Source organism: Amycolatopsis nalaikhensis (assembly GCF_030264295.1).
In the GTDB taxonomy this organism is placed as follows: Bacteria; Actinomycetota; Actinomycetes; order Mycobacteriales; family Pseudonocardiaceae; genus Amycolatopsis; species Amycolatopsis nalaikhensis.
Genome location: NZ_CP127173.1, coordinates 2,932,796 through 2,952,119, shown reverse-complemented (window position 1 = coordinate 2,952,119; position 19,324 = coordinate 2,932,796). Strand labels below are relative to the sequence as shown.

The 19,324-nt window shown below is 69.9% G+C and carries 21 protein-coding genes, 1 tRNA gene and 1 pseudogene; 10 read left to right on the top strand and 13 right to left on the bottom strand.

Features of this window, described 5'->3' with window-relative positions; translation table 11 throughout:
• Window positions 1–20 precede the first annotated feature (20 nt).
• Entirely contained in the window at window positions 21–491 is a 471-nt protein-coding gene (locus QP939_RS14595) for a MarR family transcriptional regulator (protein ID WP_285457292.1), read from the bottom strand.
• Between the two features lie 73 nt (window positions 492–564).
• On the opposite strand from QP939_RS14595, the gene QP939_RS14590 reads away from it, so the two are divergent.
• Window positions 565–1,758, top strand: coding sequence for an FAD-dependent oxidoreductase (locus tag QP939_RS14590; protein ID WP_285457291.1), 1,194 nt, complete (start codon window positions 565–567; stop codon window positions 1,756–1,758).
• Here QP939_RS14590 and dcd read toward each other — a convergent pair.
• Together dcd and QP939_RS14580 are read right to left on the bottom strand one after the other, a co-directional pair.
• A pseudogene (dcd, locus tag QP939_RS14585) lies at window positions 1,755–2,335 on the bottom strand (dCTP deaminase). The gene QP939_RS14590 and the pseudogene dcd sit on opposite strands and share 4 nt — an antisense overlap.
• 23 nt (window positions 2,336–2,358) lie before the next feature.
• Complete coding sequence (locus QP939_RS14580) at window positions 2,359–3,552, bottom strand: oxygenase MpaB family protein (protein ID WP_285457290.1); 1,194 nt, start codon at window positions 3,550–3,552, stop codon at window positions 2,359–2,361.
• 110 nt (window positions 3,553–3,662) lie between these two features.
• Here QP939_RS14580 and QP939_RS14575 point away from each other — a divergent pair.
• Window positions 3,663–3,733: transfer RNA gene (locus QP939_RS14575), tRNA-Gly, on the top strand.
• Between the two features lie 37 nt (window positions 3,734–3,770).
• On the opposite strand, the gene QP939_RS14570 is transcribed toward QP939_RS14575, so the two are convergent.
• The 3 genes from QP939_RS14570 to QP939_RS14560 form a co-directional block, all read right to left on the bottom strand.
• Entirely contained in the window at window positions 3,771–4,958 is a 1,188-nt protein-coding gene (locus QP939_RS14570) for an RNA polymerase sigma factor (protein ID WP_285457289.1), read from the bottom strand.
• Window positions 4,955–5,305 (bottom strand): YciI family protein, encoded by a 351-nt coding sequence (locus QP939_RS14565; RefSeq protein WP_285457288.1) that lies wholly within the window; start codon window positions 5,303–5,305, stop codon window positions 4,955–4,957. The genes QP939_RS14570 and QP939_RS14565 overlap by 4 nt, the downstream gene beginning before the upstream one ends.
• 98 nt (window positions 5,306–5,403) lie before the next feature.
• Window positions 5,404–6,054, bottom strand: a complete 651-nt coding sequence (locus QP939_RS14560; protein WP_285457287.1) for a hypothetical protein — start codon at window positions 6,052–6,054, stop codon at window positions 5,404–5,406.
• 86 nt (window positions 6,055–6,140) lie between these two features.
• Between QP939_RS14560 and QP939_RS14555 the strand changes: the two genes are divergently transcribed.
• Complete coding sequence (locus tag QP939_RS14555; RefSeq protein WP_285457286.1) at window positions 6,141–6,518, top strand: nitroreductase family deazaflavin-dependent oxidoreductase; 378 nt, start codon at window positions 6,141–6,143, stop codon at window positions 6,516–6,518.
• A gap of 8 nt (window positions 6,519–6,526) precedes the next feature.
• Window positions 6,527–7,060: a GNAT family N-acetyltransferase gene (locus tag QP939_RS14550; RefSeq protein ID WP_285457285.1), complete on the top strand. Its 534-nt coding sequence runs from the start codon at window positions 6,527–6,529 to the stop codon at window positions 7,058–7,060.
• Here the strand turns inward: QP939_RS14550 and QP939_RS14545 are convergent.
• The 5 genes from QP939_RS14545 to QP939_RS14525 all read right to left on the bottom strand — a co-directional run bounded on the left by QP939_RS14545 (window position 7,038) and on the right by QP939_RS14525 (window position 11,624).
• On the bottom strand, window positions 7,038–7,376 hold the full coding sequence (locus QP939_RS14545) for an MmcQ/YjbR family DNA-binding protein (protein ID WP_285457284.1): 339 nt from the start codon (window positions 7,374–7,376) through the stop codon (window positions 7,038–7,040). The two genes, QP939_RS14550 and QP939_RS14545, sit on opposite strands and share 23 nt — an antisense overlap.
• A 38-nt stretch (window positions 7,377–7,414) precedes the next feature.
• Window positions 7,415–9,106: a bifunctional metallophosphatase/5'-nucleotidase gene (locus QP939_RS14540; protein WP_285457283.1), complete on the bottom strand. Its 1,692-nt coding sequence runs from the start codon at window positions 9,104–9,106 to the stop codon at window positions 7,415–7,417.
• Between the two features lie 116 nt (window positions 9,107–9,222).
• Window positions 9,223–10,002 carry an alpha/beta fold hydrolase gene (locus QP939_RS14535; RefSeq protein ID WP_285457282.1) on the bottom strand — a complete coding sequence of 260 codons (780 nt, stop codon included), beginning with the start codon at window positions 10,000–10,002 and terminating at the stop codon, window positions 9,223–9,225.
• A 16-nt stretch (window positions 10,003–10,018) separates the two neighbouring features.
• A complete protein-coding gene (locus QP939_RS14530) occupies window positions 10,019–11,098 on the bottom strand; it encodes a Gfo/Idh/MocA family protein (RefSeq protein WP_285457281.1) in 1,080 nt (359 codons plus the stop codon).
• A 52-nt stretch (window positions 11,099–11,150) separates the two neighbouring features.
• Entirely contained in the window at window positions 11,151–11,624 is a 474-nt protein-coding gene (locus QP939_RS14525; protein ID WP_285457280.1) for a GNAT family N-acetyltransferase, read from the bottom strand.
• Window positions 11,625–11,922: 298 nt separating this feature from the next.
• Here QP939_RS14525 and QP939_RS14520 point away from each other — a divergent pair, with 298 nt between their 5' ends.
• Window positions 11,923–12,549, top strand: a complete 627-nt coding sequence (locus tag QP939_RS14520; protein ID WP_285457279.1) for a VanZ family protein — start codon at window positions 11,923–11,925, stop codon at window positions 12,547–12,549.
• Window positions 12,550–12,732: 183 nt separating this feature from the next.
• On the opposite strand, the gene QP939_RS14515 is transcribed toward QP939_RS14520, so the two are convergent.
• Window positions 12,733–13,377 carry a class I SAM-dependent methyltransferase gene (locus QP939_RS14515; protein ID WP_285457278.1) on the bottom strand — a complete coding sequence of 215 codons (645 nt, stop codon included), beginning with the start codon at window positions 13,375–13,377 and terminating at the stop codon, window positions 12,733–12,735.
• Between the two features lie 27 nt (window positions 13,378–13,404).
• On the opposite strand from QP939_RS14515, the gene mug reads away from it, so the two are divergent.
• The 5 genes from mug to QP939_RS14490 all read left to right on the top strand — a co-directional run bounded on the left by mug (window position 13,405) and on the right by QP939_RS14490 (window position 17,884).
• Window positions 13,405–13,965 carry a G/U mismatch-specific DNA glycosylase gene (gene mug / locus QP939_RS14510; protein WP_285457277.1) on the top strand — a complete coding sequence of 187 codons (561 nt, stop codon included), beginning with the start codon at window positions 13,405–13,407 and terminating at the stop codon, window positions 13,963–13,965.
• 285 nt (window positions 13,966–14,250) lie between these two features.
• A complete protein-coding gene (locus tag QP939_RS14505; RefSeq protein WP_285457276.1) occupies window positions 14,251–15,036 on the top strand; it encodes a response regulator transcription factor in 786 nt (261 codons plus the stop codon).
• A 158-nt stretch (window positions 15,037–15,194) separates the two neighbouring features.
• Complete coding sequence (locus QP939_RS14500) at window positions 15,195–17,030, top strand: acyl-CoA dehydrogenase (protein ID WP_285457275.1); 1,836 nt, start codon at window positions 15,195–15,197, stop codon at window positions 17,028–17,030.
• A gap of 134 nt (window positions 17,031–17,164) precedes the next feature.
• Entirely contained in the window at window positions 17,165–17,440 is a 276-nt protein-coding gene (locus QP939_RS14495; protein ID WP_285457274.1) for a GlsB/YeaQ/YmgE family stress response membrane protein, read from the top strand.
• Window positions 17,441–17,590: 150 nt separating this feature from the next.
• Entirely contained in the window at window positions 17,591–17,884 is a 294-nt protein-coding gene (locus QP939_RS14490; RefSeq protein ID WP_285457273.1) for a GlsB/YeaQ/YmgE family stress response membrane protein, read from the top strand.
• Here the strand turns inward: QP939_RS14490 and QP939_RS14485 are convergent.
• Complete coding sequence (locus QP939_RS14485) at window positions 17,874–19,253, bottom strand: MFS transporter (protein WP_285457272.1); 1,380 nt, start codon at window positions 19,251–19,253, stop codon at window positions 17,874–17,876. The genes QP939_RS14490 and QP939_RS14485 overlap by 11 nt on opposite strands.
• Window positions 19,254–19,324: the final 71 nt, after the last annotated feature.

The window sequence follows — 19,324 nt, the reverse complement described above, 5'->3', positions numbered from 1 at the left end:
CGGCCTTCGCGCGCCTAAACTCACCCGTCCGTGGCGCCGGTCAGCTTCACCGTCGACTCGTGGGTCAGCGCCGTGGCCGCCTCGACGAAGCCGATCACCGTGCGGAGCTCGTCGTCGGTGTAGCGGTCGCACAGCTCGTGCATGCCCCGGACGAGGTGGTCCCACAGGTGCAGGCCGCTTTCGATGGCCTTCATCTGGAGTGTGACGAGGACCCGGCGCCGGTCATCGGGGTGCGGCTCGCGGTGGACGATGCCCTTCCGCTCGAGCCGGTCGACCATCGCGGTCACGGACGCGGGCGTGAGGCCGGACAGCCGTGCGAGCTCCTTCGGCGTCTGCGAACCGAAGCGCGCCAGGTAGTCCAGCACCTTGCTCTCGACCGCGGACAGCCCCCGCGTCTCCGAGATCGCCGTGTGGAACATGACCGTCTCCGTCGACAGCTCCCGCGACCTGAGCAGGACTTTCTCGACCAGTTGCGCTCGCTCGCTTGACACGTCGACCAGCCTAGCCCACTCTTTAGTTCGACAGAACGAATTAGTTTCTAAGAGATTCGAGAGGATGAACGACATGACACGGGCACTGATCATCGGGGCCGGCATCGCGGGCACGATCACAGCCATCGCGCTGCACGAAGCCGGGCACGAGCCCCTGCTGTTCGAGGCGTACGACCGCGGCGCCGAAGGCGTCGGCGCATTCCTGACGCTGGCGGTGAACGGCCTCGACGCGCTGCTCCCGCTCGGCCTGAAAGACGTGGTCAAGAGCGCGGGCTTCGACTCGCCGAGGATGTCGATCGGCCTCGGCGACGGCACCCGGTTGGCCGAGTTCCCGTTGGGCGGCGCGCTCGCGGACGGCACGGTGAGCCAGACCGTCCTGCGCTCCGACCTGTACGTCGCCCTTCGCGACGAAGCGGCCCGGCGCGGCATCCACGCCGAGTACGGCAAACGCCTGATCGGCGCGAGCCAGACGTCATCGCAAGTCAGAGCCGAATTCTCGGACGGCTCCCACGAAATCGGCGACCTCCTGATCGGTGCCGACGGCCTGCGTTCGCGCGTCCGCACGATCCTGGACCCGGACGCGCCGTCGCCGCGGTACGTGCCGCTGCTCAACACGGGCGGGTTCGCCGAAGGGCTGTCGCTCGAAGACGAGCCCGGCGTGCTGAACATGGTGTTCGGCAAGCGGGTGTTCTTCTGCCACGTCGTCAGCCCGGACGGCCGCGTCTGGTGGTTCGCGAACCCGGCCCGCAAGACCGAGCCGACGGCGTCCGAGCTGGCGACACTCGCCGGGGAGAAGCTGCGCGCCGAGCTCTTGCACCTCGTGGCCCGCGACCGGACGCCCGCCGCGGAGATCATCCGAGCCACCCGCGAGCTCTATCCGGCGTGGCCGACGTACGACTTCCCGACGGTCCCGGTCTGGCACCGCGGCCGCATGGTGATCATCGGCGACGCGGCGCACGCGACGTCACCGGCGGCGGGCCAGGGCGCGTCGATGGCCATCGAAGACGCCGTCACGCTGGGCAAATGCCTTCGTGACGTGCCGGACGTCGAGCGCGCACTGGCCGTCTACGAGGGGCTGCGGCGCGAGCGCGTCGAAGCCGTCGTCGCGGCGGGCAAGCGCAACGGCGACGACAAGGTGATCGGCCCGGTCGGGCGCGTGGTCCGCGACTTCTTCATCAAGCGGGCGTTCGCGAAGCCGTTCGACGAGGACCCGAACGCCTTCATGTGGAACCACCACATCGACTGGGCCGAGAAGGTCGCCGCCTAGCGCCAGGTGTCGACCCGGTGGAAGTTCTTGTACGCCCGGCTCGGGGTCGGGCCGCGTTGCCCCTGGTAGCGGGACCCGGCCTCGCTCGAGCCGTACGGGTGCTCGGCCGCGCTCGACAGGCGGAAGATGCACAGCTGGCCGATCTTCATGCCCGGCCAGAGCGTGATCGGCAGGTTGGCGACGTTCGACAGCTCCAGGGTGATGTGCCCGGAGAAGCCGGGGTCGATGAACCCGGCGGTCGAGTGGGTGAGCAGTCCGAGGCGCCCGAGGGAGGACTTGCCCTCGAGGCGGCCGGCGAGGTCGTCGGCCAGGGTGACCAGCTCGAACGTCGAGCCGAGGACGAACTCGCCGGGGTGCAGCACGAAGGGCTCGTCGCCCTCCTTCTCGACCAGCGAGGTCAGCTCGTCCTGCTGCAGCTGCGGGTCGATGTGGGTGTACTTGCTGTTGTCGAAGACGCGGAAGAACCGGTCGAGCCGGACGTCGATGCTGGACGGCTGGACCATGCCGGCATCGAAGGGGTCGATGCCGAGCCGGGCGGCGTCGAGTCTTTGCGGAGGTCACGGTCACTGAGCAGCACGGCCCGAAGCCTAACGGGTGGGTTCAGGCGACCCGCATGTGCTGCGCGTACGACGTGTCAGGGGCGAAGACCTTCTCGAGCCGCTTCACGTACCCGCGGCGCCCGGCGCGTCCGAGCCGTTCCTGCAGCGCGGTGGCCCCGGGGATGAACCGCCGCACGGTCTCGGCGGCGAAGTTGACCCCCGCGACGGCGACGATCGCGGCCTGCGCGACCGGGTCGTTCGGCAGGCCGAGGAAGTCGGCGTTGGTCTTCCCGAGTACGAGCCTGCTGATCGAGGAGTGCACGGCGACGGAGACGTGCGAGAGCACCTTCCCGACGGCGCCGCGCCCTTCGCCGACGGCGGCGTTGGCCTCGACCAGGGCCTTGGCGAGCCGCTTCGAGTCGTCGTCCGGGATGAACTCGGTGGCGGCGAGCAGCCAGAGCAGGCGCCAGGCGTCCTCCTCACCGGCGGGGAGCAGCTCGTCGTCGACGCCCATGAGCCAGCCGATGTACCGCCAGAGGTGCAGGATGTCGCCGCGCTCGCGGGCGGAGTAGCGGAGGCCGAGCAGCTGCGTCCCGAAGACGTAGACGAGGGAGAAGAGCAGCAGGGTCCCGGCGGTCTGCACCTGGTTGACGGGCCGGTCCCAGGCGGCGTAGTCCCAGTCGTCCCGCCGGTTCATCGCGGCGCGCACGTGGGCGTGCACGAGCCGGACCCGCAACGCGGAGGCGTAGCCCTTGCCGCCGTGCGCGAGGGCACCGGGGGTGGTGACGTCGATCCACCAGGTGGCGGTCTCGACGAGCCGCCGCGGCGCCTTGTACTCGATCTCCCCGGTCCCGACCAGGGCTTTCGTGGCGCGGGAGGCGAGGTAGCCGCCCATGAGCGACATGTCACCGAGCGGGAAGAGGCCCAGCAACCCGGCCCGGGTGATGGCCCGCGCCCCGCGGTCGAGCCGCTCGTCGTCGACCCAGTAGGGCTTGGCGTTCACCTGCTCGAAGAAGGCTTGAAGCGGCCCCGGCGCGGCGACGCCGGTGTTCAGGGCTTGTTCGAAGAGCTCGCGCCCCCGGCCTTTCGGCTGCTGCGCCATCCAGGCGACGACGTCGTCCGCGAGCTGGTCCTGGACCTGCGCGAACTCCCGGAGCCGGGCGACCTGCCGCTCGTCACCCCGGATGTCACCCTCGATGAAGAGGCGTTGGGCCAGCCGGAATCCGCCTTGCCGGAACAGCTCGGGCTCGTCCATGAGCGCTCACCTCCGAAGTCGACAACAAGTGTTGTCACTTGAGGCGCGGACGTCAAGGAGGAGGGGTCTGGACAAGGGGATCACGCCGCCGTGTATGCTGACGACGCACTGCGGATGTAGTTCAATGGTAGAACATCAGCTTCCCAAGCTGAATACGCGGGTTCGATTCCCGTCATCCGCTCTCACCGAAACCCCGGGCATTTCGCCCGGGGTTTTCGTTATTCCATTCTGTTGCGCAAATGCGCCAAGTGCGGCGCCGGAAGTCCCGTTTCCTCCGCACGGGCCAAAGCCCCGAGAGCCGACGGCGAACCCAAGCGGTGCAACAACTCCGCCCGCGACGCGTGCCACCACGGGTAATCCGCCAGCCCCGGCAACGCGTCCACCAACGCCAGTCCCGCGGCCGGGCCGTCGCGTTCTGCCACCGCCGCCGCTCGGTTCAGACGGACCACCGGGGTGTCCTGGACCGTCAACAGCACGTCGTACCAGGAAATCACCGCGTCCCAGTTCGTCTCCGCGTACGTCGGGGCCAGGTCGTGGCAGGCCGCGATCGCCGCCTGGACCACGTACGGGTTCGGCTTCGACGGGGTGCGGCGCAGGCCGCGGCCGACCAGCTCGACGCCCTCCTTGATCAGCGCGAAGTCCCACCGCGAACGGTCCTGCTCGGCCAGCAGCACCGGCAACCCCGACGAGAACCGGGCCGCGCGGCGGGCGTCCTGCAGCAGCACCAACGCCAGCAACCCCAGCGCTGTCGGCTCATCCGGCATCAGCGAAACCAGCAACCGGGCCAGGCGGACTCCCTCGGACAGCAGCGAGTCACGGCCCGTGTAGCCCTCGTTGAAGATCAGGTACACCGTCGACGCCACCCCGGCCAGCCGCGCGGGCAGTTCCTCCGCCGACGGCACCCGGTACGGGATCCGTGCCTGGGCGATCTTCTGCTTCGCGCGCGTCAGGCGCTTCGCCATCGTCGCCTCGGGGACCAGCAGGCCGCGGGCGACCTCCGCGGTCGACAAACCGCCCAAGGTCCGGAGCGCCAAGGCGACTTGGGCGTCCAGCGACAACGCCGGGTGGCAGCACGTGAACACCAGGCGCAGCAGGTCGTCGCGGACGGAGACCGGGTCCGGGTGCGGGTGCGGGTCGACCGCCGGCATCGCGTCCGCCTCCTTCCCGAGCCTCTTCGCCTCGCGGCGGACCACGTCCACGGCGCGGCGGCGGGCCGCCACCAGCAGCCAGCCACGCGGGTTGTCCGGGACGCCGTCGCGCGGCCACGTCTCCAACGCGCGCACGACGGCGTCCTGGACCGCGTCCTCGGCCAGGTCGACGCTGCCGGTGACGCGGACCAGCGTGGCCAGTACCCGGGTGCCCTCGTCCCGGACCAGCCGCGCGACCGCGTCCCCGGCGCCGGTCACTTGCCGAAGTCGACGACCGGCCGGACCTCGATCGCGCCGTCCCACGCGCCCGGGATGCGCGACGCGACCTTGACGGCTTCGTCGAGGTCGGCGCACTCCAGCAGGTAGAAGCCGGTCAGCGCTTCCTTCGTCTCCGCGTACGGGCCGTCGGTGGTGACGACGTCGCCGCCCTTGCCGCCGGTGACGCGGACCGTGGTCGCGGTCGCCGTCGGGTACAGCGCCGCGCCGCCGCGGATGACCGCGTGCGCGCCCGCGCCGAACTCGTCGTAGTCCTTCATCATGTCCGCCGCTTCGGGCTGCGTCGGGTCGACGTCGGAGGCGTAGATGATCGCGGCGTACTTGGGCATGGCTGCTCCTCACAGGTCCCGGCCGGCGCCGATCGCCGGCTCTCACTGTAAGGACGAACGGCTCCGGCGTCCCGAGGACAACCGCGCCGAAACTTTTCTCAGCCTTCGACGAGCTCCCACTCGGAGTCCGGCGTCGCGCGGTCGTACACCTGGCCGGGCGCGGCCTTCAGCACCGTGCGGACGTCCGGGTACAGGTTCGCGACGTGCTCCAGCTCCAAGCCCTCGACCTCGAAGTCCTCCGCCTCGGGGACCTCGAAGCCGACGAACAGCCAGGTGCCGTCCTGCTCGCGGACGACCTGCCGGACCGCGCGCACCGGCTGCTCGGGGCCGGTCGGGATTTCGGTGAGGCCGCTGCTGATCTGCGCTTCGTCGTCCGGGGAGCCTTCGAACTCCCACGCCGCGCGCCGCTGGGTGAGCAGCCGGATGTCCTCGTCTTCGTCGTCGGAGCCGGTCACCGACGACAGCAGCCACGTGCGGCGCTCGGGATCCCAGTCGGCGGCCATGCCCGTCGGCAGGTCCTTCAGCGCGGCCAGCTGCGGCAGCAGCTCGACGGCCTCGCGCAGCGACATCTTCCGGAAGCTTTCGCGGTTGACCAGCACGTCGTCGGACAGCTCGGTGCCGTCGCTGATGAACCAGTCGTCCTCGTCGTCCAGGACCACGAACCCCAGCGAGTCGGGGTCGGAAACCAGCGCGTACGCGATGATGACCGGCGCTTCCGGGTCCTGGCGCAGCGGCCATGCGGTCGACATGCGCCATATCCCACCATCGGGTCAACCCGCGGCGGGAGCCGGGGTCACCGCTCGAATAATTCATCGAGCGTTGATATTATCCGCCGATGGTGCTCCCCAAGCGGGTCGCCCGCTTCAACCGCGTGGCGACCAACCAGGTCCTGAAGCACATCGCCGGCTGGGCCCCCGGCTTCGCCATGGTCGTCCACAAGGGACGGAAGTCCGGCCGCGAGTTCCGCACGCCGGTCAACGTCTTCCGCCGGCCGGACGGCTTCGTCGTCGCGCTGACCTACGGGCCGGACGCCGACTGGGTCAAGAACGTGCTGGCCGCCGACGGCTGCACGCTCGTCAGCCGCGGGAAAAACATCGAGGTGCGCGGCGCCGAGCTCGTGCATGATGAGTCGCGGCAGGCCATGCCGGTACCGATCCGGCAGGCGCTCGGCCTGCTGAACGTCCACGACTTCCTGCTGCTCAAGCGGGAGTAGGGAGAGCGATGCTGCTCCAGGGGGAGCTCGTCCGGCTGCGCGCGCTCGAGCCGGAGGACGCGGAGAAGCTCTACGAATGGGTGCACGACCCCGAGGTCGGGCGCTGGATGACCAACGGCCACCCGCGGTCGCTCGCGCAGCTGCGCAAGCGCGCCGAGGAACGCCCGGTCAACACCTACGACTCGGTCGTCCTCGGGATCGAAGCCCGTGGCCAGCGGCTCATCGGCGTCGTCGACCTGCGCGACGCCGAGCCCGAGATCGGCGAGGCCGAGCTCGACATCTACATCGGCGACCCCGAGTTCCGCAACGGCGGCGGCTACGGCACCGAGGCGCTGCGCCTGATGTGCCGCTACGGCTTCAACAACATGCGGCTGCACCAGATCACGCTGTGGGTGGTCGCGGAGAACGAGGTCGCGCGGCACGTCTACCGCAAGGTCGGGTTCGTCGAGGAGGGCCGCCACCGCGAGGCCTTCGTCGCGCAGGACGGAACGCGCCACGACATGATCCTGATGAGCATGCTCAAGGGCGAGCTGAAGTGGTGAGCCGCTTCGGCGCCTTCCGCCGCCACGCCTCTTCGAGCAGCTCACGCAGCTGACCGACGTCGACGCGCTCGAGGTCGACGATGATCGAGCCGTGGCCGTCGTAGTGCGGGGTCGTGAAGAAGGCCGCGTCGCCGGAGTCCAGCAACGCGGCCTTCTCGTCGAGGCCGCACATCACCACCAGGCCACCCTCGGCCTCGGTGCGCAGCCGCGCGAACCCCTTGCCCGCCACCTTCAGCGCGGGCGTGCGGTACCAGGTCGACGCCTCGACCTCCGGTAACCCGGAGGCCAGGCGCACGACGTCTTCCCAGGTCGTCATGGGTCCATTGTCGACCCGGCGTCTTGCAAAAACGGGAACTACGGCAGGCGGGTGATCCGGTCCGCCGCGGGCGGGGCCAGGTTCGGGTGGGCGCCCAGGTACGCGATGAACGCGTCCAGGTCGACCGGCCCGCCCGCCAGGTCCGTGCCCTTCGTGAACTCGGTGAAGCCGTCCCCGCCGGCGGCGAGGAAGTTGTTCACCGACACGCGGTACGACGCGGCCGGGTCGACCGGCGTGCCGTTGATCGTGATGTTCGAGATCCGCGAGCCCTGCGGCGCGGACGCCGAGTAGCTGTAGTGCAGCGAGCTCGAGATCTGCAGGATGCGCGTGGTCGTGCCCTGCCACTGCTGCTCCAGCACGTTCTTCAGGTTCGCGCCGGTCAGCGTGATGGTCTGCATGATGTTCGCGAACGGCTGGACGGTGAACGCCTCGCCGTAGGTGACCACGCCGTCGCCCTCGCCGTTCGCCGAGGACTTGTACGTCAGGTCGGCGCGGATGCCACCCGGGTTGGTGATCGCGACGACCGCGTTGTTCGACTGCGTGCCCGCGAGCTGCGCGTCGGCGATGACGTCGCCGAGCGAGGACTCACCGGCCGCGTTGCCCGCCGCCGGCAGGTCCGCGGTGATGGTGCCGACCTGCTTGTTCGCGATCGGCGCGGCCTTCGTCTTGGCGTCGGCGACCAGCGCGGCCACGGCCGGGTCCGGCGTCACCGTGCGCGTGACGATCTCGTTGTGCGCCTTGGTCTGCGCCCGCACGACGTCGCGCGTCTTCAGGTCGATCTTCAGGTCCACCACGGACAGCAGGCGGCCGAACGACGAGCCCTGGATGACCGTGCGCGGCTGACCCGCCGGGTCGTTGATGACGCAGTTGTACTGCTGATGGCTGTGGCCGGTGAAGATCGCGTCGACCTTCGGGGTCACCGCCTTCGCGATGGCGGTGGCCGGGCCGGGCAGCGTCTTGCAGTCGTTCGGGCCGGTCGCCTCGGTGTTGTCGCCCTGGTGCAGCAGCACGACCTGGGACTTGACGCCGAAGAAGTCGAGCAGGTTCGCGGTGCGGTTGATCGCCTCGACCTCGTCCCCGAACTTCAGGCCCTTGATGGCCTCCGGCGTGACGACGGTCGGCAGGTCCTTCAGCGTGGCGCCGATGACGCCGATCGGGACCCCGCCGGAGAACTTCACGGTGAACGGCAACAACGCGGGCAGGCCGTTGGTGAAGTACACATTGGACCCGAGGAACGGGAAGTCCGCACCCTCGAACGTCTTCTCGAACTGGCAACCGTCGGTCGGGTGGCAGCCGCCGGACTGCATGCGCCGCAGTTCCTGGTACCCCTCGTCGAACTCGTGGTTGCCGACGACGGACGCGCTCACGCCGAGCTGGTTGAGGAAGTCGATGGTCGGCTCGTCGTGGAACAGCGCCGAGATCACCGGCGACGCGCCGACGTTGTCCCCGGCGGAGAAGAGGAGCGAGTTGCGCACCTGCGAACGCAGCTCCTTCACGTGCGTCGCCAGGTACGCGGCGCCGCCGGCGTCCACAGTGGTCCCGTCGGACTGCGTCACGCGACCGCTCGAACCGGACGGCGGCTCGAGGTTGCCGTGGAAGTCGTTGAACGTGATGATCCGGACGTCGGTGGTGGGGTCCGGACGCTGCCCGGCGAACGCGGGGGCGGTGGTCACCGCCGTCGTCGCCAGTGCGGCCGCGGCGCACACCGCGAGCCGGGTTGAAAGCCTCATGCGTGTTCTTCCTCCAGTTCGCGCCCAAGGTCCCCGAACGGGCGCACGGCGGAGGATTCTGCCTCGCGGACGAGTCAGCTGCCAGGGGCAAAAGACGGACGTGAACCGAATGTCACCTAACGGCTGCCGTCGAGCAGCACCCGCGCGACGAGCGCCGGGTCGTCGTTCATCGGCACGTGCCCGCAGCCGGGCAGCAGCCGGAACGTCCCGTCCGGCGCGACCTTCCGCAGGTCGGCCACGCGAGGCCGGGCGAGGATCCGGTCGTGCTCGGCCCACGCGATGGTCACCGGGACGCCGGTGACCGGGCCGGTGAACCGGAAGCCGCCGCGCGACTCGGCGGCGGTGGGCTCGAAGCCCGGCGCGGTCGCGAGCGCGTGGGCGTCCTCGACGACGTCGTCCACGGTCTGCAGGGCGGGCTTGCCGACGATCATCCCGGTCAGCGCCTTGCGCCCGGCGGCCGTCGCGGCGAGGCGGCGCACGACGTGCGGCGGCGTGCGCTGGGCGAGCGCGCGGTGCGCCTTGAGCATGGAGACGGCGTAGATCTTCTGGGTCCGGTTCCACAGCCCGGCCGGCGACAACGCCGTGACGCTGCGGACGAGCCCGGCCTGGCCGAGGGCCAGCGACAGCAGGCCGCCGAGCGAGTTGCCGGCGACGTGCGGCCGGTCGATCCCGAGATCGGTGAAGAGCTCCTTGAACATCACCAGCGCGGGCTCGATGCCGTAGCCGCGCGACGGCTCGGGCGACTCGCCGAAGCCGGGCAGGTCGACGGCGATGACGTCGCGGTGCGGCGTGAGCAGCGGCAACACCGGCGTCCACGCCTGGCGCCGGTGACCGATGCCGTGGATGAGCACCAGCGGCTCACCGGTGCCCGCGCGGTCGTAGACGACATCGTCCATTACCCGAGAGTAACAGTTACTCCCCGTCTGGGAGAATCCGCTTTCCGGTGTCGGCCGACCGCTGGACGGCGTCGAGCACCCGGTGCACCCGCAGGGCGTGCGCGAAGTCCGGCAGGTCGCCCTTGAGGTGCCGCGCGTAGGCGTGCGCGACGTTGTAAGACGGCTCGGCGCTGCGCCCAGCGAGCTGCGGCAGCTCGTAGCGCGCGGGCACGGTGAGCCGTTCGAGGGTGCCGGTCCGGCTGCCGCGCAGGGTCAGCTTCGCGATCCAGAACAGCGGATCCGCGGCGTTGACGACCAGGGTGCCTTCGGTGCCGTTGATCTCCCAGTGGAAGTCGGTCGCGGGCGACGTCCCACCGCGCAGGTGCAGCGACGCGACGGCGCCGCCGGTCAGGACCCCGGTGACGGCGATCTGGTCCGGCGCGGTCATCGCGACGGACTCGCCGCTGACCTCGTCCCGCACCCGCGACCGGACGGTCGCCATCGTCGCCGACAGCTCGGTGAAGCGGCCGAGAACCATGTCGAGCGCGTCGACGGTGTGCGCGAACGGGATGGTGAGCATGGTCGCGCCACCTTCGGGGTGCAGCTGGTAGTCGCGCCCGGCCCGCACGGACGGCCCCCAGTTCGCGCCCGAGGCGATCAGCGACGTCGACAGCACGCGGCCGACATAGCCGTCCTTGATGAGGTCACGCAGGTAGCGCAACGCGGGCGCCGACCGGCCTTGAAGGCCGACGGCGGTCTTGGTGCCCGCGGCGGCCGCGGTCAGCGCTTCGCTTTCGGCGAGGCTGACGCCGAGCGGCCACTCGCTCAGCACCTGCTTGCCCGCGGCCAGCGCGGGCTCGATCAGCGCCCGGTGCTCACTCACCTTCACGGCGACGACGACCAGGTCCACCTCGGGGTGCCGCGCGAGCTCACCCGCGTCGCCGAAGGTCAGCGGCACGCCGTACTTCTCCCCGGCCACCCGCGCCGACTCGGCGCTGCTCCCGCTCAGCGCGCGGAGCTCGTAGCCGTCCACCGCGGCCAGCGCGGGCACGTGCGCGGTGGCGGCCCAGCCGCCGTTCGCGCTGAGCCCGACGATGCCGACCCGGACCGGAGCCATGAGCGTTCCTTTCGTTGCCCTGCACAAGACTTCGACGTGCCGAGCGTCGTGGTCATTCCCGGGTCGGCGCAAGGCGCATCCGGTTACGCCTGCCCTTCCCGGCGATGATTTCCGACTCACCGGTGTGGACGAACCCGAGCCGCTCGTAGACCCGCCGGGCGCGGTCGTTCCCGTCGAAGACGTGCAGGCCGATGGCTTCGGCGCCCGATTCCGCCGCCGCGCCCCGCACGGCGTCGACGAGCCGCGCGGCCAGCCCGCGACCCCGCGCCTGTGGCGCAACCCACATCGAGAAGAGGAGCCATTCCGGCTCACCGGGCAGGCCGCAGACGAGCCCGACGGCGTCGTCCCCGTCGAACGCGGCGAACCAGGCGCGTTCCCGAAGCCACGCCCGCCACTCCTCGTCCGGCTTCGCGCCTTCGACGGCGACGAGCGAGCCGAAGTTCTCCGAGGTGTCCGCGAGCGCGCGAAGCCGGATTTCGCGCAGCACGGGGACGTCGTCGGGGGTCAACCGTCGCACGTGGACCATGTGCGCAGGTTCGCACGCGCGGCGGCTACGTAACACCTGTTAACGCGAGCGCGATAGGCGAACGATCGGCGACTGGGGGAAACATGGGCATCGAGGTCGTACTCGTGGTGCTGGCTGTCGTCGTCCTGCTGATCGGCGGGACCGTGTTCAGCGCCTGGCGAGCCGAGCGGTCCGAGGACAACGAGGACGACTGACCGATCGGCCCGCCCGGGGATCGGCCAAGTGGCCGAGGGGGCGCCCGCCGGTCCGGCTCTTCGACCGAAGCCGCACCCGGGTCAAGATCCATAACGTCGGTGGCATGACGAACGCACAGGTCACCGCCCTGCAGTACGGGTTCATCGCCTTCCTCGCGCTGTGGACGGTCGTGCTCGTCCCGCAGCTCATCACGCAGCTCGCCCGCCACGGCGAACTCCGGCTGCGGAGCATCGCCAGCACGGCGGCGGTGCTGCTCTACGGCTGCATGACCCTCGCGGTCGTCTTCCTGCCGCTGCCCGGGCCGGGCACCCGGCGGCTGAGCCAGACCGTGCAGCTGCACCCGTTCCAGTGGATCACCGACATCCACACGGAGATGCTCAAGCACGGGTCACAGTGGTTCATGACGCAGACGTTCCAGCAGGCGTGCCTGAACGTCCTGCTGTTCGTGCCGCTCGGGGTGTTCGCCCGGATGCTGTGGCGCCGCGGCCTGATCGGCACGACGCTGATCGGCTTCACGGCCTCGTTTTTGATCGAGTTCACCCAGGTCACGGCCAACTTCGGCACGGCGCCGTACGTCTACCGCATCTTCGACGTCGACGACCTCATGAACAACACGTTCGGCGCGGGCGTCGGCTGGGTGTTCGGCGCGCTGCTGCTGGCCCTCCTGCGTTCACCGGTCCACGTGCAGCCGGCTCGGCGCGAGCGGGTCCACCTCGCCCAGACGCGCTAACCGAGCTTTCCGCTGCAGGGCCGCCCGCTTGGCGGCCCGCCGGTCTTCGAGAACGACAACCAACGCGGCGACGGCGACAACCAGCGCGACGAGCCCGAGGACGATCGGAAGCTGCACGAAATCCTCCTCGGTACGGCGCTGTGCGGGAGATCACACAGGGTACGCAGGTCCGTGGCAGGTTCGCTACCCCCCGCGACGGGCTCGGGCGGCGAACCAGGACCGGTCAGCGGAAAGCCAGCCGTCGAAGATCAGGTCGTTCGAGGTCAGGACGTCGTCGAGGATCAGGCGGCGGCAGGTGAATTCTTGGGTCCACCGCCGTCCGCGGGCCGAATACCGCACGGTCGCCGACAGCAGATCCCCGTCCCGGACGACGTCGGCCAGTTCGACCGCCACCTCACCGAGCTGTCCGCCTTGGCCGGACGCGGCGGAATCGAACCACTCCGGCGGGTGCCACTCGACGACGAGCCGCCCGCCGGGCGCGAGGTGACGCCGCGCGGCGGCGAGCATCGCCCGGCGGTCGGGGTCTCGCGCGGTGTTGATCAGATGGCTGCCGAGCAGGACGGCGTCGAACGTCCGGCCGAGGTCCAGTTCCTCGATCCGCGCGCACACGGTCTCGGCGCGCACGTGCGCCAGCATCGCGGGCGAATCGTCCACGGCGACGACGTCGTGGCCCAGGTCCAGCAGCGGGTGCGTGACCCGGCCGGTGCCGCAGCCCAGCTCGAGGATCGACGCTCCTGGCGGGACGGCGGCGTGCACGATCTCCGGCTCCCCGGCGGGCGGCAGGAGCAGGTAGACCTCGACGGAACAACCGTCCGCGGTGACCTCCATGCTCCGAGCGTGCCGGAAACTGAACAGGTGAGCACCCGACCCACCAAGGACCAACTGGCCGCCGCGCACAACAAGACCATCGAGGACGTCATCGCTCCCGACCTCGACGTTCTCTTCTGCGGCATCAACCCCGGCCTCTACTCCGGCGCGCTCGGCCAGCACTTCGCCCGCCCCGGCAACCGTTTCTGGCCCGCCCTCCACGCCGGTGGCTTCACCCCGCGCCTCTACAAACCCAGCGAACAGGAAGACCTGCTCAAGCTCGGCCTGGGCATCACGAACGTCGTCCCCAGAACCACCGCCCGAGCCGACGAACTCACCGACGACGAACTACGCGAAGGCGGCAAACGGCTGGCCGCGAAGGTGCTCGAGTACCACCCGCGATGGCTGGCGGTCGTCGGGATCACCGCGTACCGCACCGCGTTCGGATTTCCGAAGGCCCAAGTCGGCCCTCAAGAACACAAGATCGGCGAGACCCGCGTCTGGGTCCTGCCGAACCCGAGCGGACTCAACGCCCACTGGACGCCAACCGCGCTCGGGCAGGAGTTCGCGAAGCTGCGAGCCGCATCCCGGAGTCGTCGAAATCGTTGAACAGACTGTGGGCCACCCTCAGTAGCGCCGAATGCCCCATCCGGTCTCCGCAGGCCCGGCCGAGCCGCAGCACCATGACCGTTTTCTACCCAGAGTTTGCTGTGACCGCCGGGTTGGGCCATGAGGGGGAATTGGCGTCATGAGCTGCGCAATCGCGACTCGTACCAAGCAGGAGGAGTCACTTTTGGCCGGTCCCGGCAGGGGGGACCGGGTGGTGCCGGACACGCGAACCGAGGGGACGCGCCCGGCGTCCCAAGAGCGACGGCGCAGAGACGGAGGCCCGCGATGCACGGCATCGAGCCCACCCGCAGGCCCGCGGGGCCGATCGGACCCGGCGGGCGCAGTCTCGGCGTGGCGGTCGTCGATCCGGTCCCGATCTACCGCGACGGCCTCGCCGCGCTCGTCCACCGCAGCCAGGGGCTGCACTGGGCCGGGCAGGCGGCCAGTCATCACGCCGCCTTGCAGCTGTGCGAGCAGGTCAAGCCGGACGTCGTCGTGCTCGACTCGGCGCTCGACCCGAACTGCCACCTGACGAAGCTGCTGAACGCGGGCGACCCGGCGCTGATCCTGGTCACGCTCATCCGTGACGCGAATCGCACGCAGCAGTACCTCGCCGCCGCGATCGCCGCCGGCGCGCACGCGATCGTGCCCCGGTCAATCGATTCGCGACGGCTCGCCGAAGCGATCCGGCGAGCCCACACCGAGCGCCGCTACATCGATCCCGCGCTCGCCGCGCTGACCGCCCGGCCGAAGCGGGCGACGGTGCCGAAGGGCGACCTCGCCCACGACAGCCCGCCAGCGCCGCGCGGCGCGATGCCGCTGTCCAGGCGCGAATACCAGGTGCTGCAGCTCGTCGCCGAAGGGCTCGAGAACTCGGCGATCGCGAAGCTGCTGTTCCTGTCCGTGGAGACCGTCCGGACGCACGTGAAGAGCATCCTGCGCAAGCTTTCCGCACGGGACCGGACGCACGCGGTGACGATCGCCTTCCGCGGCGGGATCCTGGTCGCCAGGGCCGAGGACGGCCACGTCCCGGTGACGGCCGACACAACGGCGATCCCGGGCCACCGCTGAGCCTCTTCCCCAGCGAGAACGCCACTTACGCGTGGATTTCCGATACTCGGAAGTGCGGATCCGCTTGCTCCAGTTACCCGCAGGTAATATCCTGAAGTTACCGGCGAGTAAGGCGAACATGTGCCCGGCCGGGGAGCCGAACACATTGGAGTGACGACATGGGCCACTACAAGAGCAACGTCCGAGACCTGGAGTTCAACCTCTTCGAGGTACTCGGCGTGCAGGAGCGCCTCGGCAAGGGCGTGCTCGCCGAATCCGACGAGGAAACCGCGCGTGGCGTGCTGTCCGAGCTGAACAAGCTGGCCGTCGGCCCGCTCGCCGACTCCTACGCCGACGCCGACCGCAACCCGCCGGTCTACGACCCGAAGACGTTCAGCGTCACCATCCCCGAGTCGTTCAAGAAGAGCTACCGCCAGCTCATGGAGGGCGAGTGGTGGCGCCTCGGCCTCACCAACGACCTCGGCGGCTTCGGTCTGCCCCCGACCGTGCAGTGGGCCGCGTCCGAGCTCATCCTCGGCGCCAACGCCCCGCTGTTCATGTACATGGCGGGCCCGAACTTCGCGATGATCGTCGACAAGAACGGCACCGAAGAGCAGAAGCGCTGGGCCCGGCTCATGATCGACAAGGGCTGGGGCGCCACCATGGTGCTCACCGAGCCGGACGCCGGTTCGGACGTCGGCGCCGGCCGCACCAAGGCCACCAAGCAGGAGGACGGCTCCTGGCACATCGATGGCGTGAAGCGGTTCATCACCTCGGCCGAGAACGACATGGTCGAGAACATCATGCACCTGGTGCTGGCCCGTCCCGAGGGTCCCGGCATCGAGACCAAGCCGGGCACCAAGGGCCTGTCGCTGTTCCTCGTGCCGAAGTTCCACTTCGACAGCGAGACCGGTGAGCTGGGCGAGCGCAACGGCGCCTACGTCACCAACGTCGAGCACAAGATGGGCATCAAGGCCTCGACGACGTGCGAGCTGACCTTCGGCCAGCACGGCACCCCGGCCAAGGGCTGGCTGCTCGGCGAGGTGCACGACGGCATCGCGCAGATGTTCCAGGTCATCGAGTACGCCCGGATGATGGTCGGCACGAAGGCCATCGCGACGCTGTCGACGGGTTACCTCAACGCGCTCGAGTACGCCAAGGAGCGCGTCCAGGGCGCCGACCTGCCGAACATGCTGAACAAGACCGCGCCGCGCGTCACCATCACGCACCACCCGGACGTCCGCCGCTCGCTGATGCTCCAGAAGGCCTACGCCGAGGGCCTCCGCGCGGTCTACCTGTACACGGCGTCGTTCCAGGACCAGCTGTGGACCGGCGAGGGCGACCAGAAGGTCGCGCACGGCGTGAACGACCTGCTGCTGCCGATCGTCAAGGGCGTCGGCTCCGAGCGCGCCACCGAGCAGCTCGTGCAGTCGCTGCAGACGCTCGGCGGGTCCGGCTTCCTGCAGGACTACCCGATCGAGCAGTACATCCGCGACGCCAAGATCGACTCGCTGTACGAGGGCACCACGGCGATCCAGTCCCTGGACTTCTTCTTCCGCAAGATCGTCCGCGACAAGGGCCAGTCGCTGGCCTTCGTGGCCGGCGAGATCACGAAGTTCATCGAGTCCGAGGCGGGCAACGGCCGGCTCAAGAACGAGCGCGCGCTGCTCAAGCAGGCCCTCGAGGACACCCAGGGCATGCTGGGCTCGCTGATCGGCTACCTGACCGCGTCGCAGGAGGACCCGCAGAGCATCAACAAGGTCGGCCAGCACACGGTCCGCCTGCTGATGTCGGTCGGCGACCTGCTCATCGGCTGGCAGCTGCTCAAGCACGCCGAGGTCGCCATCGGCAAGCTCGACGCGGGCGCGTCCGCCAAGGACAAGCCGTTCTACGAGGGCAAGATCGCCGTGGCCTCGTTCTTCGCGAAGCAGGTACTGCCGGAGCTGACCGCCCGCCGCGCCATCGTGGAGGCCGCCGACAACGCGCTCATGGAGCTGGACGAAGCCGCTTTCTGATAGGTCACGAAACGGGCTCTCCCCACCCGGGGAGGGCCCGTTTCGCGTTTCAGGGCCGCCCGGGGCGGGCATTCCGCTCACCGAGTCCGACGGACCCGAGTGGCCGGGTTCGCGGATCCTTGAGAGGAGAAGCGATGACTGTAGGCGGCATCATCAGCGCCATCGTCGTCGGGCTGATCATCGGCGTGCTGGGCCGGCTGGTCGCCCCCGGTAAACAGAGCATCCCGATCTGGCTGACGATCCTGATCGGTATCGTCGCCGCCTTCATCGGCACGGCCATCGCCCGCGGCATCGGCTACGCCGACACCGACGGCATCGACTGGCTGGAGATCCTGACCCAGGTCGTCCTGGCCGCCATCGGTGTCAGCATCGCCGCCGGCGCCTACGGACGCCGCGGCATAACGAGGTAGCTGCCTCAACCAGGCCGATCCGGTCCGGTTCGCTGTCGGGGGCGAACCGGGCCGGATCTTTTTCGCCCTCACCCCATCGGGGGTTCGGGCGGGCGGGCCGGCCGGATCGGTGTCACGGTGGCGCTTATTGGCCGATCCGAGGAGGCAGCCGTGCTCGGCGGACTTTGGGGCATCATCTCGACGATCATCGTGGGCCTGATCCTGGGCGTGCTCGGCAGGCTGTTCGCGCCGGGCGACCAGAAGATCCCGATCTGGCTGACCATCGTCGTCGGCATCGTGGCCGCGTTCATCGGCAACTGGCTGGCCGGCGTCTTCGGCGTCCGGCACACGTCCGGGATCGACTGGATCCGGCACATCTTCCAGGTCGTCGCGGCCGTCGTCGGCGTCATCGCGGCGTCGGCGATCTACGCCAAGATCAAGGGCGGCAGCCGCACTACCGCCTGAGCGCCAGGCCTGCGCCGCCGAGCAGCAGCACGGCGGCGCAGGTCATCGCCGTGGTGAGGGCGGTCGCCGACGACGTCACGGCCAGTGTCAGGAACAGGCTGCCGAACGTCGCCACGCCGACGACCTGGCCCAGCTGCAACGTCGTGGTCAGCAGTCCGCTGACGTCCGCCGCGCGCTCGAGCGGGACGTGCGTGAGCGCGTTGACCATCAGCGAGCCGAACGCGGGTCCCATCGACAGGCCGAACAGCACGAGCGCCGCGAAGAACAGCGGCCCGCCGTCGCGACCGAGCCCGAGCAGCGCGTAGGCGATCGCGGACCCCACGTACCCGATCGGCGTCAGCCAAGCGTGCACGCGCTGGGGCAGCCGGTTCCAGAAGAACCCGCACAGGCCGAAGACGACGCCGCCCGGCGCCATCGCCAGACCGGCGGCCATCGCCGTCTTGCCGAGACCCGACTGCAGGTGCAGCGCCACGCAGAAGAGGAACCCGCCGTAGGACGCGACGCCCGCCGCGAGCGTGGCCAGACCGGGCGCGACACCACGGATCTTGAGCACGGCCAGGTCGACGAGCGGGTCCGGCACCCGGCGTTCCACGACCACGAACAGCACGGCGAGCAGCCCGCCCGCGGCGATCGAGGCGAACGTCCACGCGGGCCAGCCGAGCTCGTGCCCGAGAACCAGCGGCAGCACGACGAGCACGACCGCCGCCACGGCGATCGCGAGCCCGGCGAGGTCGAGGCGCCGTCCGGCCTTCGCCACGCCACCCGGCACCAGCTTGACGGCGAGCACCGCCACGAGGACGCCGATCGGGACGTTCACCAGGAAGATCGGCCGCCAGCCCGTCCCGAACAGGTCCGCGCCGACGAGCACCCCGCCGAGCACCTGCCCGGCGACGAACGCGACCGAGATGACGGCGGTGTACGCGCTGAGCGCCTTCGCCCGCGCGGCGCCGGTGAACCGCGCCTGGATGAGGCTGATGACCTGCGGCATCATCAACGCGGCCCCGGCGCCCTGGGCGATCCGCGCGACGATCAGCGTCGTGGGGTTCGGGGCGAGCCCGCACAGCAGCGAGCAGACGGTGAAGGCGACTGTGCCGGTGATGAACAGCCTGCGGCGGCCGTACAGCTCGCCGAGGCGGGCGCCCGTGATCAAGAGCATCGCGTAACCCACGGTGTAGCCGGAGACGACGAGCTGCAGCGCGGCGCCGGACGTGTTCAGGTCGCCGCGGATGTCGGTCATGGCGACGTTCACGACGGTGACGTCGAGCAGCGCCATGAACTGGCCGAGCAGCAGGACGGCCAGCATGAACCACGGCCGCCGGTCCGGCCGGGCTTCCCGGTCCGTGGCCGGGGCAGGGGTGGTCAGAGTCATGGCTCCGACCTTGGGTCTCTTCGGTTTTCGGCGGAGAGAGCCTGGTAGTGCTGGTGCTGGGAGTACCTCCT